Annotated in this window: 16 protein-coding genes; 9 read left to right on the top strand and 7 right to left on the bottom strand. The window is 32.8% G+C overall.

Features of this window, described 5'->3' with window-relative positions:
• Positions 1 to 193: 193 nt before the first annotated feature.
• Positions 194 to 895: a hypothetical protein gene (locus QWY99_RS03135; protein ID WP_290261268.1), complete on the top strand. Its 702-nt coding sequence runs from the start codon at positions 194 to 196 to the stop codon at positions 893 to 895.
• Between the two features lie 82 nt (positions 896 to 977).
• Here the strand turns inward: QWY99_RS03135 and QWY99_RS03140 are convergent, their stop codons facing one another.
• A complete protein-coding gene (locus QWY99_RS03140; RefSeq protein ID WP_290261270.1) occupies positions 978 to 1886 on the bottom strand; it encodes a DUF6607 family protein in 909 nt (302 codons plus the stop codon).
• 105 nt (positions 1887 to 1991) lie between these two features.
• Between QWY99_RS03140 and QWY99_RS03145 the strand changes: the two genes are divergently transcribed.
• From QWY99_RS03145 to QWY99_RS03175, 7 genes are all read left to right on the top strand, one after another.
• On the top strand, positions 1992 to 4109 hold the full coding sequence (locus tag QWY99_RS03145) for a TonB-dependent receptor plug domain-containing protein (RefSeq protein ID WP_290261272.1): 2118 nt from the start codon (positions 1992 to 1994) through the stop codon (positions 4107 to 4109).
• A gap of 16 nt (positions 4110 to 4125) precedes the next feature.
• A complete protein-coding gene (locus QWY99_RS03150) occupies positions 4126 to 5220 on the top strand; it encodes an HmuY family protein (RefSeq protein WP_290261274.1) in 1095 nt (364 codons plus the stop codon).
• Between the two features lie 366 nt (positions 5221 to 5586).
• Positions 5587 to 7065: an SGNH/GDSL hydrolase family protein gene (locus QWY99_RS03155; protein WP_290261277.1), complete on the top strand. Its 1479-nt coding sequence runs from the start codon at positions 5587 to 5589 to the stop codon at positions 7063 to 7065.
• Positions 7066 to 7147: 82 nt separating this feature from the next.
• A complete protein-coding gene (locus QWY99_RS03160; protein WP_290261281.1) occupies positions 7148 to 8479 on the top strand; it encodes a LysM peptidoglycan-binding domain-containing protein in 1332 nt (443 codons plus the stop codon).
• Between the two features lies 1 nt (position 8480).
• A complete protein-coding gene (locus tag QWY99_RS03165) occupies positions 8481 to 10166 on the top strand; it encodes an MBOAT family O-acyltransferase (RefSeq protein WP_290261283.1) in 1686 nt (561 codons plus the stop codon).
• 221 nt (positions 10167 to 10387) lie between these two features.
• Positions 10388 to 11740, top strand: coding sequence for a signal recognition particle protein (gene ffh / locus QWY99_RS03170; RefSeq protein ID WP_290261285.1), 1353 nt, complete (start codon positions 10388 to 10390; stop codon positions 11738 to 11740).
• Positions 11741 to 11866: 126 nt separating this feature from the next.
• Positions 11867 to 12748 carry a bifunctional 5,10-methylenetetrahydrofolate dehydrogenase/5,10-methenyltetrahydrofolate cyclohydrolase gene (locus QWY99_RS03175; RefSeq protein WP_290261287.1) on the top strand — a complete coding sequence of 294 codons (882 nt, stop codon included), beginning with the start codon at positions 11867 to 11869 and terminating at the stop codon, positions 12746 to 12748.
• A gap of 46 nt (positions 12749 to 12794) precedes the next feature.
• Here the strand turns inward: QWY99_RS03175 and rluF are convergent, their stop codons facing one another.
• From rluF to QWY99_RS03190, 3 genes are all read right to left on the bottom strand, one after another.
• Positions 12795 to 13607 (bottom strand): 23S rRNA pseudouridine(2604) synthase RluF, encoded by an 813-nt coding sequence (gene rluF, locus QWY99_RS03180; RefSeq protein WP_290261289.1) that lies wholly within the window; start codon positions 13605 to 13607, stop codon positions 12795 to 12797.
• Between the two features lie 305 nt (positions 13608 to 13912).
• Positions 13913 to 14254: an antibiotic biosynthesis monooxygenase family protein gene (locus QWY99_RS03185; protein ID WP_290261291.1), complete on the bottom strand. Its 342-nt coding sequence runs from the start codon at positions 14252 to 14254 to the stop codon at positions 13913 to 13915.
• Positions 14255 to 14260: 6 nt separating this feature from the next.
• Entirely contained in the window at positions 14261 to 15436 is a 1176-nt protein-coding gene (locus tag QWY99_RS03190) for a cytochrome P450 (protein WP_290261293.1), read from the bottom strand.
• A 76-nt stretch (positions 15437 to 15512) separates the two neighbouring features.
• Between QWY99_RS03190 and QWY99_RS03195 the strand changes: the two genes are divergently transcribed.
• The gene (locus QWY99_RS03195) at positions 15513 to 16193 is read left to right on the top strand and encodes an ArsR/SmtB family transcription factor (RefSeq protein ID WP_290261295.1); all 681 of its coding nucleotides are present in this window, start codon (positions 15513 to 15515) and stop codon (positions 16191 to 16193) included.
• Positions 16194 to 16205: 12 nt separating this feature from the next.
• Here the strand turns inward: QWY99_RS03195 and QWY99_RS03200 are convergent, their stop codons facing one another.
• Genes QWY99_RS03200 through QWY99_RS03210 form a run of 3 tightly spaced genes read right to left on the bottom strand, consistent with a single transcriptional unit; the run spans position 16206 to position 18238 of the window.
• The gene (locus tag QWY99_RS03200; RefSeq protein ID WP_290261298.1) at positions 16206 to 16598 is read right to left on the bottom strand and encodes a hypothetical protein; all 393 of its coding nucleotides are present in this window, start codon (positions 16596 to 16598) and stop codon (positions 16206 to 16208) included.
• Complete coding sequence (locus QWY99_RS03205) at positions 16549 to 17403, bottom strand: alpha/beta fold hydrolase (RefSeq protein ID WP_290261300.1); 855 nt, start codon at positions 17401 to 17403, stop codon at positions 16549 to 16551. The genes QWY99_RS03200 and QWY99_RS03205 overlap by 50 nt, the downstream gene beginning before the upstream one ends.
• A gap of 55 nt (positions 17404 to 17458) precedes the next feature.
• Entirely contained in the window at positions 17459 to 18238 is a 780-nt protein-coding gene (locus QWY99_RS03210; RefSeq protein WP_290261302.1) for a zinc ribbon domain-containing protein, read from the bottom strand.
• Position 18239 lies beyond the last annotated feature (1 nt).

The following is an 18239-nucleotide window of genomic DNA, read 5'->3' on the forward strand; positions in this document are numbered from 1 at the left end:
ATTTATTGTTTTAAATGGCAAAGAAAATGTCATTAAAAAAAAGACTTTTTTACTTACAAATTCGATTTATAGATAAAGTTTTTAAACTATGTTTGCACAAAATCCAATAATATTATTAATAGTATTTTTAAAGTTAATAAAACGAGTAAGCTGAAAATCGTAAGAGTAAGCAAAATTTAAACCTAAAATAATAATGATTAAAAAAATTACTTTATTACTAATGCTTTTTTTTGCATTTAGTAGCAATGCACAAAGTTTAATTTCTCCATCTTATGGATTTTCTCACAGTAAAACTGCTTACATTACTTTGGCAGATGGGACAGAAATCAATGGTACTATCAAAGATATTGATAGAGATAAAGGATTAATTGAATATATTAAATTGCAAGATGGTACTGGAAAAAAACATAAGTTAAAACCTCAAAACATTAAATTTATGTATTTGCCACCAAGTGGATTAGATAATTTGGGTAAAAAACTTGATTTTATTTCTGATTCAAAAAAATGGAATGATGAGAAATTAGACCAAGATTTTTTAAATCAAGGATATGCCTATTTTGAAACTACTGATGTTAAAATCAAGAAGAAAAATACAAAATTGTTAATGCAACTTCTTAATCCTGGATTTAGTAAAGAATTTAAAGTTTATTGTGATCCATATGCAAAGGAAACAGCATCATTAGGAATTGGTGGAGTTAAATTTGTTGGTGGAGACGTTAAATCATTTTATGTAGCTAAGAAGGGTGAACCAGCATTTTTGCTTAAGAAAAAAGACTACAAAAAAGAATTTGTTCCTTTATGGAAAAGTTGTGATAAACTAATCGCTGAAAATGCAGAACCAAAATGGGGTGATTTAGTTAAGCATATTGTTACTTATTCTGAATGCGCACAATAATATTGGCATTGTTCAGCTAAAATTAGAAAAGCCGTTAGTTTTTAAAACTAACGGCTTTTTCTTTACAACTAACACTAAATAATTATTTTTTTACAAATTTGTCGATTATTGCATCCGTTTCTGCTTTTTTAGTAGTTGGTTCTAAATCAAACAAATAAGAAAAAAGTGCTTTTCTATCTACTTTAGCTTCTAAGTTTAGATCTTGATGTCTGTCAAAAAGAGTTTGCCATTTGTCACGAACATTTTTCCAAAGAGCATTATTTTCTTTCCACCATTTTTGAGCAGCGATACACTTAATATCTGGAACTTTAGTGTACACATCCATTCCTTTTTCTTGTGCTAACAAAACATCTTTTTCGTTGTCATCGCGAATCAGTTTGTCATTATCTTGCTCATGATTCCATCCTGTAGCAGTAATTTCATGAATGTTTCTTCTTTTTAAAACATTATAATCATCACGTACAGTATGTTCTCTACGCGGTAATGGAGCGTCTGTAGTATTTACCCAGTAATCTTTCCCGTCAATATGTGCCCATGAAGAAGTACCTTCATATCTTGGACTGTCATCTACTTGATATACTTTTTGAGACCATTGTCCTTTTACTGCTTTTTTATCTAATTTCTTGTATTTCCAAGAAGTTTCTTTGTCGAATAAATACAAGTCAGTGTTCTCAAACATCCAATCTTGTCTCCAGTGTTTAATAATCATATCGTCACTTACTATAAGTAGGTGTTGCATTACAATTTTGTTAGGAGTATCTTCTAATAATTCTACCCATTCTAAAGCAGATTCATGTTTAGTTTTTGATGGCTTATAATTGGCTGTATCTTTTGGGTATTGAAAAGTTTCAGTAAAATTAAATTTCACTTCATAGCAACCACACATCGATTTTATCGACTTAATATCTTGTTGTTTTTTAGATTCTTGAGCAAATCCAAAATTAATAGATAACGCCATAACGGCAGATAAACAGAGCCCTTTTGTAATCATAACTAGTTTTTTTGATTTTAAATTTTTAGCAAATATATAAATTTTATTTAGAATGAATTAAAATAATTATATATTTGCCGAAGTTATTAAGACTAATTAAAAATAATGAAAACCAAAACGATCCAATTTGTTGCTTTAGTATTTTGTATAACGCTTTCTGCGCAACAAAAGCCAAAAGATAGTATTCGTGCCAACGAATTATCCGAAGTTGTTGTTACTGGGCAGTTTGAGCCACAATCTATAAAGAAGTCGGTTTTTAACGTGCGTGTTATCTCAAGTAAAGACATTCAGAACTTAGCAGCTAACAATTTGTCAGATGTACTAAATCAGTATTTGAATATTAATGTAAGACCAAGCGGTACAAGTGGGCGTTCTACAGTATCGTTATTTGGGTTAGATGCTCAGTATTTCAAGATTTTGGTAGATAATGTTCCTTTAGTAAGTGAGGCAGGTTTAGGGAACAACACCGATTTATCTCAAATTAACTTAAACGACGTAGAGCAAATAGAAATTGTTGAAGGTTCAATGGGAGTTACTTACGGAGCAAATGCCGTAAGTGGTGTTCTGAATATAATCACAAAAAAAACTTCTAAATACAAATGGAGCATGACAGCTTCGGTACAAGAAGAAACGGTTAAAGACGAATATGCTCTTTTTAAAGAAGGCCGACATATACAATCACTTAAGCTTTCGCATACATTAAATAAAAATTGGTTTATAAGTTTAGGGGCAAATCGCAATGATTTTAGAGGTTTTCTAGATGATAAAAATGGAAAAGATTATATCCAAAATGATCAGACTCGTGGCTATAGATGGCTTCCAAAAGAGCAATTAAATACGACAGCATTAATAGCATATCATAAAGATAGTTTTCGTTTTTTTTACAAATTTGAATTTTTGGATGAAGATGTAGACTATTACAATAGTACGGTGCAATCTGGTTACACTCCAGAATTAGGATCCTATAGATACTCAGAAGATAAACGATATTTTACCAATAGATATTTTCATAATTTAAATGCAACAGGTAAGTTATTCGCAAAGCTAAATTATAATGTTTCTCTTTCGCATCAAAAGCAAAAACGTGATGTAGAGGATTTTAGATATTATTTATATACTAAAAATGAAGCGAAAAATGTTACTGTAAAGGACCAGTCTATGGAAGTGCTTTATTCTACAGGAACTTTAAGTAATTTTTTCTCTGATAGTAGAGTTGATTTACAATTAGGATATGAGTTTGTAAACAATCAAGGATATTCATTAGTTAAAGAGGCAAATAATAAGTTTTCTCCAGTTCGTAAAACACTTGAGAATTATGATTTTTTCGCTTCATCAGAAATCCGTGCAACCGAAAAACTCTCTATTCGTCCAGGATTACGTTTTTCTGCTCAATCTAAATTTGATAATCAATATGCTTCATCTCTTGGTTTAAGATATTTGTTTGATAAAGGAGTAGAGCTTAGAGGTTCTTATGGTAATTCTTTCCGCACACCGACTTTTGAAGAATTATATTCAAAACAAATTTTTGATGGTCATTTTTTTACTGGTAATGAAAATCTTATCCCAGAAACTAGTACTTCTTACGAAGCTAGTCTTAAAAAGATATCAACTCTTGCTTCAGGGTTTCAAATCGCGAACACTTTTGCAGGAAGTTATTTAAATGTAGATGATAGAATTGATATGGCACTTGCAAGATTCAATCCAGATACAGGAAATCCAGAGTATGAATATATCAATATTAGTAAATACAAAATGTGGAATTTTTCGACTACGAACCAATTTAAAATAGATAATCTAACATTTAACTTTGGCGCGTCTTTGATTGGAATTTCTCAAAAAATTGAAAACCAGGTTTTTTCTTCAGATGATAAGTTTCTTTATTCTTTTAATCTTAATAGTAGTGTTTCATATATTATTCCGAGCTGGAAAACAACATTTTCGGCATATTACAAATACAACGGAAAATCACAACAATTTATAGAAACAAGTTCTGCTTACGTAATATCCGATGTCGATCCGAGTAATTGGCTTGATGCTTCAATTAGAAAAAACTTTTTTGGTGATAAACTGGAAGCTACAATAGGAGCAAGAAACATACTTAATGTGCTTAATGTAAATCAAACAAATACGAGTCAAGCTGTTGCTCATGCTGGGCCTTCACAAATAATGTTGGCTTATGGGCGCTCTTATTTTATAAAATTAGCATATAATCTTAATCTTTAATATAAAATCAAATACAATGAAAAAGACATTTTTACTATTATCATTCGCATTATTGACTCTTGGAAGTTGTTCGAGTGATGACAATAACGATACAGTGGTTATACCAGGTCCCTCTGTTGGAGAAGTATTACAACCAAGTGTAGGTGGGCCAAATCAACCAAATCAGGTTTATGTAGATTTAAGTACTGGAAAGTTAGAGTCTGTAAATAGAGCAAAATGGGATTTAGGATTTTCTAGCGGTTCAGATTTTAGAGTTGTAATCAATGGTTCTATTAAAATGGCTGTAAAAAAGCTAGAGACTTCAGATATTACTTTAGTGCAACAAATTGATAATTCTGTTAATGTTGGATTTGATTCACCTGCATCAAAAGGATATGTTGATAATCCTACAGGAGTTTTAGAGGGAGCTGGTGAAGGAGTTGGAACGGCTATTGCTGAGATTTCGGCTACAGATGCTGCTAATAAAGTATATCTAGTAAATCTTGGATTTGAAGTTGGGACTGCAGTGCCGAATGTAGGTTCAGCAAATCTTTATGGTAACCCTAGAGGGTGGAAAAAAATTAGAATTCTAAGAAGTGGGAATGGATATAAAATTCAATTTGCAAATTTAGATGCAACAACTTTCACAGAAAAAATAATTTCTAAAGAAGCTGCTTTTAATTTTTCATTCTTTAATTTGATTTCAGGAACTAACGTAGTAGTTGAACCAGAAAAAACAAAATGGGATTTAAACTTCACAGGTTTTACTAATTATACACCTAATGGTCCGGTAATTGTAAGTTATGGATATGCCGATTTTATTATCTCAAACTTGAGAGGTGGAACTCAGGCATATGAAGTTTTAGTTGCTACAGGTGGATCTTATGCTGATTTTAATAAAGTAAAGGTTGTTGAAGCTAATTTTAAAACTTCTTTAACAGACCAAAGAGTTCTTGGTCCAAATTGGAGAAATCCAGGTGGTCAAAATGGTTCATTACCAAGTATAAAAACAGATCGTTTTTATGTAATTAAAACAACAGGTGGGAATTATTATAAAGTTAACTTCCTTACTATGACAAATGCTGCAGGAGAAAGAGGGCATACTACTTTTGAATACGCGCTTTTAAAATAGGCTCATAAAGAGACAATCAATATTATAAAAATAAATACATTCCTTCTTTTTAGGAATAATATAAGTCTAACGAGTTCATTTAAATACTCGGATTATTGTTTGTAAATCTAGCTTGGTTATGAATTTTGAAATCAATATTTATACAAGACTATGTTTAAATTCAATTAGAAGATTACTTGGTTTTTTTTATTTTTTTTTGGAAAGAGGCTAGATTTATCTAGCCTCTTTTTTATTTTTCATTTATTCAAAAAAAAAGAATGATAGATTATTGTTTATTCTATCTTTGCAAACGTTTTAATTGAATTAATAAGAAATTTAGACAGTGTGATTCTTATTGATTTTATTCTTCAAAATTTATAATTAAAAGTGAATACAAAATCTTATTTTTTTCAGTCTTTTGCAATTATAGCATTAGCATTTGTAGCTTTCGTTGGTTTTAAACAAATATTGCCAGATAAAATTTTTCCTGAAAGCAAAGTAGATTCCAAAAACGTTCTTGTGGATAGCATGCTACTAGAATCTTTTGAGAAAGAATCTGTGTCTAAAAAAGGAGATAGCACTGATGCGGATCAACAAGGGCAGGAGAATATCACTTTTAATTCTAATGAAGGAATTGAATTTCCTTCTGAAACCTTCGATAATTATAAAGGTTATCAGTACCTGATTTCTTTTTATGATAAATTATACCAATTAGAAAAGCATCCAGAAGCAAAAGTAAGAATTGCATATTATGGAGATTCTATGACCGATGGAGATTTAATTGTTCAAGATGTTCGAAATAATTACCAAGAACGATTTGGAGGTACAGGAGTTGGATTTGTTTCTATCTCTTCTGAGTCATCGGCATCACGATCTTCGGTAAAATCGTTGTCTTCTAAAAACTGGAAAGCGCAATCGTATCTTAATGTAAAGAAACCTTTAAGTCCTTTTGGAGTTAGCGGACATGTCTTCTTTGCAAACGATAGGTCAAATTCAACATGGGTTTCTTATGAAGCTGGTTTAAGCAGATTTACCACTAGTTTAGATAATCCAACGTTGTATTACGGAAAATCATCAAAAACAGGAAAAGTAAATTTCATAATTGGTAAAGATACTATCTCTAAAAATCTTGCTCCAAATAATTTGGTCAACACCATAAAAGTAACTTCAAAAAGCATCAAAGCATTTAAGGCAAATTTCATTCAAGCAGATTCAATTCCGATTTTTGGATTCAATTTTGATAACGGAAGCGGAGTTCACGTAGATAACTTCTCTCAAAGAGGAAATTCAGGAATGCCAATTTCTATATTTGATGCCAATGTAATGCAAAGCTTCAATGCCAACTTAAAATATGATTTGATTATACTTCATTACGGAACAAACGTTTTGAATTATGGTACAAAAAACTATTCTTGGTATGGAAAAGGAATGACTAAAGCAATTAATAAAATAAAAGCATCTTTTCCAGGAGTTTCTATTTTGATTATTTCGACTGCCGATAAATCAACAAAATATGATATGCAAATGAAAACTGATTCAGCTGTTGTTCCTTTAATGAAAGCGCAGAAACGTTATGCTTTAGAAACAGAATCTGGATTTGTGAATTTATATACCTTAATGGGAGGTGATGGCTCAATGGTTAAATGGGTAGATGAGGCACCTGCAAAAGCAAACAAAGATTATACGCACTTTAATCAGCGTGGAGCAAAAGCAATAGGGGGGCTACTTTATGACCAATTGAATAAAGGATACGAACAGTATAAGGTTTTGCGTGAGAAAAGAGAAGCCAATATTAGAAAGGGCAAAACCGTTAAGAAAACAAATGCAGATTCCGTGTCTGTAATAAACGATAGTGTAGATGAATAAACTTATTATTTTCTTTTGTTGTCTTCTTTTTGCGTCTAATAATAAAGCGCAAAAGGCAGAGCCAATTTTAATGACTAAAAAGATGATTAGCAATATAGATACAACAACTGTAGAACCTTTGTCGGGAAATCAAATTTATAATGCTAAAGTATTAGAAAGCTTTTTCAGTAAATTAAAAGACAATGAAAGTCATAATAATCGAAAAATAAACATAGTTCATATCGGAGATTCACACATTCAGAGTGATTTGATGACAAATGAAATTCGTAAAGAACTTCAGAATGAATTAGGAAATGCTGGTCGAGGTTTGATTTTTCCGTATTCGTTAGCAAAAACGAATGGTTCTTATAATGAGCGTTTCCGTTCGAATAAGGCTTGGGAAAGTTACCGAAACATTCTCCCTGTAAAAGATTGTCCGATGGGTTTAAGTGGCATCGCACTTTGGAGAAACACTGATGGTTTTGTAATCGAAGTAAATGTAAAAGATCCGGTGTATAAGTTCAATACAATCAAGATTATTACGCCACAAAATCAGCATATGTTTGACTTGGCAACTCGCATTCAGACTAACATGATTCAATCTTCGGAGCGAAAGGTAATTACGCATAAAATCAAAAAAGGAGAGGCGATCTCGATTATTGCGGATAAATACAACGTTTCGATTGCTGAGATAAAAAGAGCCAATCATTTAAAATCGAATGCGATTAGAGCTGGTAGGACATTAAAAATTGTGACAAATGAAACACGTCCTAAAACAATATCACAATCAGAATACGTTCCTTTAGAGATAGAGTCAGATTCCTTCTCGCATTATTATAATACAGAGAAAGCATTAGATAAAATTTATCTTATTCCAAATAAAGACGCTAAGAAATATGAGCTTAACGGATTGATTCTCGAGAAAAATTCGGCAGGAGTAATTTATAGTGGCATTGGGGTAAATGGAGCAAAGTTCTCTGATTACAATAAATACCCAGTTTTCTTTGAGCAACTAAAATCGTTGCATCCTGATATGATTGTTTTATCATTAGGAACAAACGAAAGTTATGATAGATTAGAGGCTTCGGGGTATATAAAACAATTAAGAGAGTTTATAAGCAATCTAAAAGCACAAAATATTAATGTTCCAGTAATCGTCATGACGCCACCGCCATCGTTACTAAAAGCAAGAAAACCCAATACATTTGTTGCCGATTATACAAAACATATATACGAAACAGCTCAGTCAGATGGATTAGCAGTTTGGGATTTGTATAACGAGTTTGGAGGTATGCAAGGGATCGGAAAGCTAAAAGCCGAAGGATTAATAGGCCCAGATTGGGTACATTATTCTAAAAATGGATATGAAAAGCAAGGTCGCTTGTTTTCGAAAGCATTATTAAACGAATACAATAATTTTAAATTAAAAAAATAAGTTGATAACAGTTGATAGCATTAATGATTGGTTCGTTCAAAATTTTGGTGCGCTTACATTAGAACAGGTTAAAGGTTGGTTTATATATAATCCAGAAGAAAAATTATTATTCAATACTGGTTTATTCTTAGGATTGTTTTTGGTTTTTTATTTTGTGTATGCCTTTTTACGCAAAACATTTTATTTAAGATTAACGTATGTTATTCTATTTTCGCTTTTCTTTTATTATAAATCAAGCGGAATATACTTTTTGTTATTACTGCTGTCTTCCGTCGTAGATTATGGCTTGAGCCAAATAATTTATAATGAAAAAGTAAAGACTAGAAAGAAAATATACCTGATAATAAGTGTTATCTTAAACTTAGGATTACTGGGTTATTTCAAGTATATGAACTTTATGATTGTCACGTACAATGATATGTTTCATGGTAATTTTGAGCTGCATGATATTTTTCTACCAGTCGGAATTTCATTTTATACATTTCAATCGATGAGTTATATCATTGAGATTTATCGTGAAGAGATTAAGCCGACAAAAAATTATATTGAGTATTTATTCTTCGTTTCTTTCTTCCCGCAACTAGTAGCTGGGCCAATTGTAAGAGCCAAAGATTTCTTACCACAGATATACCAGAAATTAAGTCTTACCAAGGAGGATGTAAATAATGCATTGTTTTTAATCATTGGAGGTTTAATTAAGAAAACAGTAATCTCAAATTACATATCGGTAAACTTTGTAGATCGTGTTTTTGATACACCTATGAGTTATACCTCATTCGAGAATTTAATGGCTTCTTATGGATATGCAATCCAGATTTACTGTGATTTCTCAGGATATTCAGATATGGCAATCGGTATTGCATTATTGCTTGGATTTAAATTACCGGCTAACTTTAGAACACCATATAAATCGGTATCGATTACCGATTTCTGGAGAAGATGGCATATTTCATTGTCAACTTGGTTAAAAGACTTTTTGTATATATCTATTGGAGGAAACAGAGAAGGGACATTTGCAGGATTTTTATTTCCTAGTTTATTCTTCTTCGGATTATTGCTTTGGGGAATTACAAACTCAGCCGAGAGTATAATTCCACTTGTAATCGCAGTAGGAGGAATTGTAGTTTTCTGTTTGTCATTTTTGCTTTCAAGCAAATTGAAACAAACAATGGTGACTAATTTTAACTTATTTACGACAATGCTTTTAGGAGGATTGTGGCACGGAGCAGGAGCACAGTTTATAATTTGGGGAGCATTACACGGATTAGCTTTGGCAGTTCATAAAATAATTGTAGAACTTTTTCCATCTAAAAAAGAAAATAATGGATTCAGTTCTATCTGGAAATTCTTCTCGATACTACTTACATTTCACTTTGTAGTTTTCTGTTGGATATTCTTCCGAGCAAAAGATTTCGATACAGCAATACAAGTAATTAATAATATTGGTCAGTTAACATTTGAGCCAGAACATTGGCAAACAATTATAATAGGATACAAAAACGTATTTTTATTAATGCTTTTTGGTTACGTATGGCACTTCTTGCCAGAATCCATTATAGCTAAAATGAAGTTTGTTTTTGATAGCACGCCACTAATAGGAAAAGCTATAATTCTAGGATTTGTATATTGGATCGTTTACGCGACAGCAGTTGCAGGTTCACAACCATTTATTTACTTCCAATTTTAAAAGAGAGGTACAAAGGAGCAAAGTTACAAAGGCGCAAAGATTTTATTCTTTGCGCTTTTTTTATAAATTTAATTAGAGCGCAACTATTAAACTTTGTGAACAAAAAAAGCATAGAAACCTTTGCGTAAAACCTTGCGAACTTTGTGGTTAAATGCGGTTAAATAAAAATTGCCTGAAATGTCTAATTAGATTATCTTTGCACTTCAAATAAAGAAAATAGTATGTTTGATAATTTAAGTGATAAGTTAGATAAAGCCTTCCATATATTAAAAGGACACGGTAAAATTACAGAAGTAAACGTTGCCGAAACCTTAAAAGAAGTTCGTCGTGCCTTACTTGATGCCGATGTTAACTTTAAAATTGCTAAAGATTTTACTACCAAAGTAAAAGAAAAAGCAATAGGTCAAGACGTTTTAACTACATTACAACCAGGACAATTATTGGTTAAGTTGGTAAAAGACGAACTTACTGAATTGATGGGTGGTGACGTAGCAGGAATAAACTTGTCAGGAACACCAAGCGTTATCTTAATGTCAGGATTGCAAGGATCGGGAAAAACTACTTTCTCAGGAAAACTGGCAAATTATTTAAAAACTAAAAAGAATAAAAAACCACTTTTAGTAGCGTGTGATATTTACCGTCCAGCGGCGATAAACCAATTACATGTTGTAGGTGATCAAATAGGTGTTGAGGTATACTCAGAACCAGATAATAAAAATCCTGTAGAAATTGCACAAAATGCAATTAAGCATGCTAAAGCGAATGGGTTCAATGTTGTTATCGTCGATACAGCAGGACGTTTAGCTGTAGATCAGGAAATGATGGACGAGATTGCACGTGTACACAAAGCAATTCAGCCACAAGAAACTTTATTTGTTGTGGATGCCATGACAGGTCAAGATGCTGTGAATACTGCAAAAGCATTCAATGATATATTAAACTTCGACGGAGTTATCCTTACTAAATTAGATGGAGATACTCGTGGAGGAGCTGCTATTTCAATTAAATCGGTAGTAAACAAACCAATTAAGTTTGTTGGTACAGGAGAGAAAATGGATGCAATCGATGTGTTCTATCCTATTCGTATGGCAGAACGTATACTTGGTATGGGTGATGTTGTGTCGTTGGTAGAAAGAGCACAAGAGCAATTTGATGAAGAAGAAGCTAGAAAAATTCAAAAGAAAATTGCTAAGAACGAATTTGGTTTTGATGATTTCTTGTCGCAAATTCAGCAAGTAAAGAAAATGGGTAATATGAAAGACTTGGTTGGAATGATACCGGGTGCATCTAAAGCCATGAAAGATGTAGAGATTGAAGATGATGCCTTCAAGCATATTGAAGCAATCATACACTCGATGACGCCATTAGAAAGAAGCAAGCCAGCAGTAATCGATGTAAAAAGGAAAGCTAGAATCGCAAAAGGTTCCGGAACCAAAATCGAGCAAGTAAATCAACTGATGAAGCAGTTCGACCAAATGAGCAAAATGATGAAGATGATGCAAGGCCCAGGCGGAAAGAATTTAATGAAAATGATGGGAGGCATGAAAGGAATGCCAGGCGGAATGCCGAGATAATATAAATAGTTTCAAGTTTCAGGTTTCAATTTTTTGAGACAGAAATTTGAAACTTTTTTACTTAATATAAATAAGAGTTTCTATTTTGAAACTTTAAATACTAAACACGAAACTTAAAAAACAACAATGCAACTACTAGACGGTAAAAAAACAGCTGAGGATATTAAAAACGAAATTGCAATAGAAGTGCAAGCGATTAAAGATGCGGGAGGCAAAGTGCCTCACTTAGCAGCTGTGATTGTTGGTAACGATGGAGCTAGTTTAACTTATGTAGGTAGTAAAGTAAGATCATGTCAACAAATAGGTTTCGATTCTACTTTGGTAAGTTTACCTGAAACGATTACAGAAGAGGAGCTGTTGGCAAAAATTAAAGAATTAAACGAAGATGATGATCTAGATGGATACATCGTACAGTTGCCTTTACCAAAACATATCGACGAGCAAAAAATTTTAATGGCAGTAGATCCAGATAAAGACGTAGATGGTTTTCATCCTACAAATTTTGGAAAAATGGCTTTAGAGATGGAAACTTTTATTCCAGCTACACCATTTGGAATCATGCAATTGTTAGAGCGTTATAAAGTAGAAACAGCGGGTAAACATACTGTAGTTATTGGACGTAGTCATATTGTGGGCCGACCAATGAGTATTTTGATGAGCCGTAAAGGTAACCCTGGTGATTCAACAGTAACACTTACGCATAGTAGAACTAAGAATATTGAAGAGTTTACTAAAAATGCCGATATTATTATTACAGCTTTAGGGGTTCCAAATTACCTGAAAGCGCATATGGTAAAAGATGGAGTTGTTGTTATCGATGTTGGTATTACAAGAGTTGAAGACGCAACGCATCCAAAAGGTTACGTAATTACAGGTGATGTTGATTTTAATGAAGTAAGTAAGAAATCATCTTTTATTACACCAGTTCCCGGTGGAGTAGGTCCAATGACTATTGCAATGCTTCTTAAAAATACATTACAGGCAAGAAAAAGGAGAGCGAGAAATTAGAAAATATCAAAAAATCCCATTCAGTTTTGAATGGGATTTTTTGATTTTAATAATCTCCTCTTTTCTTAAATCGAGGGTCGTCTCTTTTTATAAATTCAGTTCTCTTTCTTGGAGTTTCAATTTTAGGTAAACTAGCTTCTTCCGTCTTGCTCGAAGGTTCAATAAGTTCGTTTAGCTCTTTGATCTCTGCGTCAGTTAGATCACGGTAGCGACCAACAGGAACATCAAGAGAAATATTGATAATACGAATACGTTTTAAGGCAGTAACTTCATATCCTAGATATTCTGCCATTCTACGAATCTGACGGTTTAAACCTTGAGTTAGGATAATCTTAAAAATGTATTTGCTTATTTGTTCTACTTTACATTTTTTAGTTACCGTATCAAGAATAGGTACTCCATTTCCCATTCGTTCAATAAAACGATCAGTTATAGGTTTGTTTACCGTTACAGTATATTCTTTTTCGTGGTTATTTCTTGCACGTAGAATTTTGTTTACTATATCACCATCATTAGTCATAAAAATTAATCCCTCACTGGCTTTGTCTAATCTTCCAATTGGAAATATACGCTTGGGATAATTAATATAATCGACAATGTTATTACGAACGTCTAAATTAGTAGTGCATTCTATTCCAGCAGGTTTGTTAAAAGCCAAATAAACAGGTTTTTCATGCTTTTCTACGATTAACTTTCCGTCTATACGTATTTCATCATTAGGTGAAACTTTCGTTCCCATTTCAGGCACAACGCCATTTATAGTTACACGACCTTCTTCGATTAGTTTGTCAGCTTCACGACGAGAACAATATCCAGTTTCTCCAATGAATTTGTTGAGGCGTTTTAAATTTTCTTCCATAGTGCAAAAGTAATCAAAAAAATAGACTTCTTAGATTGTTGGACTTCTTAGACTGTTAGAATTTTAGACTTCTTAGATTTTTGGATTTTTGGATTTTTGGATTTTTGGATTTTTGGATTTTTGGATTTTTGGATTTTTGGATTTTTGGATTTAGTAAAAAAAAAGCATTCTGCTTTTTTTTTACCTCAGAACCTCAGAACCTCAGAACCTCAGAACCTCAGAACCTCAGAACCTCAGAACCTCAGAACCTCAGAACCTCAGAACCTCAGAACCTCAGAACCTCAGAACCTCAGAACCTCAGAACCTCAGTGGAAGTTGGCGCTGTCTTTAGGTGTTTCTTTTCTATCATGCATTCCGTAATTTCTTTTTACATCTGCAATCCTTAAATGATAATCTTTAAAAATTTCTTGTCTGCCTTTAGATTGAGCGCCACGATGCATTTCAAGAGTTCTCCATTGTAGAATACTTTCTTCATCTTTCCAAAAAGATAAAGACAAAATTTTTTCGGAATCATTCAAACTTTGAAATCGTTCTATAGAGATAAAACCAGGGATTTTATCAAGCTCTGGACGCAAACTTGCTGCAATGTCAAGGTATTCTTGTCTTTTTTCTTTTTCTGGAATTACTTCAAAAATTACTGCTATCATATTATTTTATTTGAGTTGTTGTATTGAGATCCATAAGGATTTAGGTAATCTAGCATTTATCATGGACTCATATTGAATGGTTGTGTCTAGGATTTTGATTGTTTTATAGTTGTCTAATAAATAGGATAAAGTTTCGGTTGCAAGATGAATCGAAAAATATTTTGCTAAACACATATGTCCTCCAGTTCCAAAAGTTAGATGGTCGTTGTTATTGATTCTTTCGATATCAAAATTCATTGCGTTATCAAATTTTTTAGGATCTCGATTTGCGGCTGCAAGAACAAGTAGAATAGCATCATTTTTCTTAATTATGGTTTTGCCTAATGTGATAGTCTTAGTAGCAACTCTTCGGGTATTATGAATTGGTGGGTCAAATCGCAATGTTTCGATTATTGTTTTTTGGATTAGGATTTTGGTAATGTCTTTTCTAAATATAGAATTGTTTGTATTTATAATTTGTAGCAGTGAATTGCTTAAAATCCCTCTACCTGCATCATAACTCTGAATGAATAATCCAATCAAATTGCTCACACAGATTTTTGTAGTTTCTTTTAAAGAAAGAGTGTGAAATGTTGCTATTTTATTTAGTAAAGGCTTATATAAACTAAGGTTTGATAGTTGTTTTTCTGTTATTGAAAAGATGTTTTCAGAAGCCTCATTAATTAATTGGACTTGTTCTTCGGTTTTGTTTGGGAGCATTATTTTTGCAAGAGACTCTATTTTTTCTAAAATGAAATTGCAATCACCTTGCTCAAAGTCAAAGCTTTTTAAAAGAACTAGAACAGGAAGTTTTTTACAAACGGAATCAACCCAATCTATTTTTGATTCAATTAGGTTGCTGTTTAGTAGGTCTGTAAAGATTCGGTTGGTATCAATTAATTTCATGTTAGCAAATAACAGTGTTGCAGTTTCTTTTGCTATTTCATGTTGGATTCCATTAGATAATCGAGATAAGTGATTAGCAATTTTCAAAGTATGTTCGTTGAGGTTTTGTACATTATTAGGGTTAATGGGAGGAATGTTTGCATTAGTGTTGTTTAGGATAGCTGTACAGTATTCGTGTGAGTAAATCGCCCAAATTTGGTTTGGTTCATCCCAGAATATAGGATACTTATCAAGCATTGATTCATATACAGCGTAAGGATCTTTAATGTCTGATTGAAAAAATAAAGTAGTTGGCATAGATTATTGTTTTAAGCAAAGTTATTTAACTTTACACGCAGATACTTCAATGGAGATTTAACTATGGTTACCTAAAATGGAAGAACAATTTATAAAAATAGCGACATTAATTGGTGATCCAACCCGAGCATCAATAATGTGGACATTACTCGATGGGAAAGCTTTTACAGCTACAGAATTGGCTATTGTGGCTAATACTTCACCTCAGAATATCAGTATGCATTTGGGAAAACTTTTAGATGCTAATTTGCTTTGTGTTGAAAAGCAAGGACGTCATAAGTATTATCGTTTTTCAACTAAGGAAATCGCTTATGCAATCGAAGGGATGGCAAATCTTATTGCGAAACCCTTAAATTCTAAGATGGAAAGTATAGAAAAGCTTTCGCCAATAAAACATTGCAGAACCTGTTATGATCATTTGGCAGGTAAAATTGGTGTTGCTTTGACAAATAGTTTATTAGAACAAAATATAATTATTGATACAGATACTAATTTTGAAGTTAGCCTGGAAGGTGAGAAATGGTTTTCGGACTTTGGGATTAATCTAAACGAAGTTAAAAAACAAAGGCGTTTATTTTTAAAGCCTTGCCTAGATTGGAGTGAAAGAAAAAATCATATGGCAGGTTCGCTAGCGGCTTCTTTATTGAGTAAAATGTTAGCTGATGATTGGTTGCGGAAAACTGCAAATTCAAGAGCAATAATTATAACTGGTAAAGGAGAGAAAGAGTTGTTTAGGTATTTTAAAATTATTGTTTAGACTGTTAGACTGTTAGATTTTTGGATTTTTGGATTTTTGGATTTTTGGATTTTGTAAAAAAAAAGCAGAATGCTTTTTTTTTACCTCTGAACCTCTGAACCTCTGAACCTCTGAACCTCTGAACCTCTGAACCTCTGAACCTCTGAACCTCTGAACCTCTGAACCTCTGAACCTCTGAACCTCTGAACCTCTGAACCTCTGAACCTCTGAACCTCTGAACCTCTGAACCTCTGAACCTCTGAACCTCTGAACCTCTGAACCTCTGAACCTCTGAACCTCTGAACCTCTGAACCTCTGCACCTCTGAACCTCTGAACCTCTGCACCTCTGCACCTCTGAACCTCTGAACCTCACCCCTAATCTTCTGAAAACAAAAAAGCAGCGACTTTCTGATACAGTTCATCATCATGCATGCCGTGACCCAAGCCGTTTGTGGTAATGAATTTACTATTCTTCCAGGTGCTTGCTATTTTTTCTCCTTCTTCAAATGCAACTACTGTGTCGGCAGTATCATGTGCGATTAGTCCTTTTACGGTAAAGCTTGAAGCAAATTTCTTAGCTGAGAAATCATTTAGTTTAAAATTGAAACGAGTAATGAAATGATTATCTAACAGGGGAGTCATTTTTTTGTTTAGACTCAGCATAGCAATATAATTATTGATAAGTGTTTGCAGGTCAGATGGAGCACCTAAAACAACCATTTTTTGAATACTAGTTTCAGGAAATAAATACTGATGATAAACGCAAGCGGCTCCGCCAATAGAATGGCCGATTATTATAGAAGGTTGGTGTTTTTCTACTGCTTTGTTAATAAATTCCGCATAAAGAGGAATGTTGAATTCTTTTCCGCTACTTTGTCCGTGAGCGGGTGCGTCGATTGCAATAATAGTACTTCCAGATTTTTGTAAATAAGGAAGTGTTTTTTGCCATCTAGCAGCATTGCTTTCCCAGCCATGAACGAGTAAAATTTTAGTTTCATTTCCTTCCCAAGTATAAGTTTGAAAATGATGCTCATTGTGGTGAAAAGTTTCTGTTTTAGTATTTTGTAATATTTCGGGTAAACTGTCTTTGTTTAATCTGCCTTCTCGAGGTTGGCTAAATAGCGCATAGGAGAGTTGCGTTGCTTTCTGAGGACGAACATAACTTAAAAAGTTAATATACTTTCCTACTGATTTTAATGTAATGAAACGAATGCCTTCTTTAAGTCCCAAAATTGTAATTATTTAATATAAAAAAAAAAGCCTCGAATTTCGAGGCTTGTATTATTTAGAATTTAGAGAATAATTGATCCATTTTTTCTCTTTCTTCATCTGCTAATGTACTGTCAACTAAGATTCTTCCAGAATGCTCATCAGTGATGATTTTTTTTCTAGATGCAATCTCAACTTGAGTTTGTGGTGGAATAGTAAAGAAAGATCCTGCTGATGCACCTCTTTCGATAGATACTACTGCCAAACCGTTACGAACACTACTTCTGATTCTTTTGTAAGCAGCTAATAAACGCTCTTCAATTAAACCTTCGTATTCAGCTGATTTTTCAGATAAGAAGATTTCTTCTTTTTGAGTCTCAGCCATAATCGCATCTAATTCAGATTTTTTATGTTTTAGATGTGAGCTTTTAGATTCAAGTTTTTCTTTTAAACCAGAGATAACTTCTTTTTTATGCTCAATAGAAACTTTCATTTCTTTGATTTGCTTTTCAGCCAATTGAATTTCTAATTCTTGAAACTCAACTTCTTTAGTCAAAGAGTTAAATTCTCTATTGTTGCGAACAGATTCTTGTTGTTTTGTATACTTTTTGATAGACTCTTTATGATCATCAATAGCATTTTTTCTAGTTTTGATTTGCTCTTCAACTATTTCTAGCTCGCCTTTCAATTTTTCTGAACGTGTGCCTAAACCTGCAACTTCATCTTCTAAATCTTCCACCTCTAATGGAAGTTCTCCTCTTACGTTTCTGATTTCGTCAATTCTAGAGTCAATTAGCTGTAAATCGTAAATTGCTCTTAACTTGTCCTCAACACTTAATTCTTTCGTATTCGCCATA

Source organism: Flavobacterium branchiarum, from assembly GCF_030409845.1.
Classification (GTDB): domain Bacteria; phylum Bacteroidota; class Bacteroidia; order Flavobacteriales; family Flavobacteriaceae; genus Flavobacterium; species Flavobacterium branchiarum.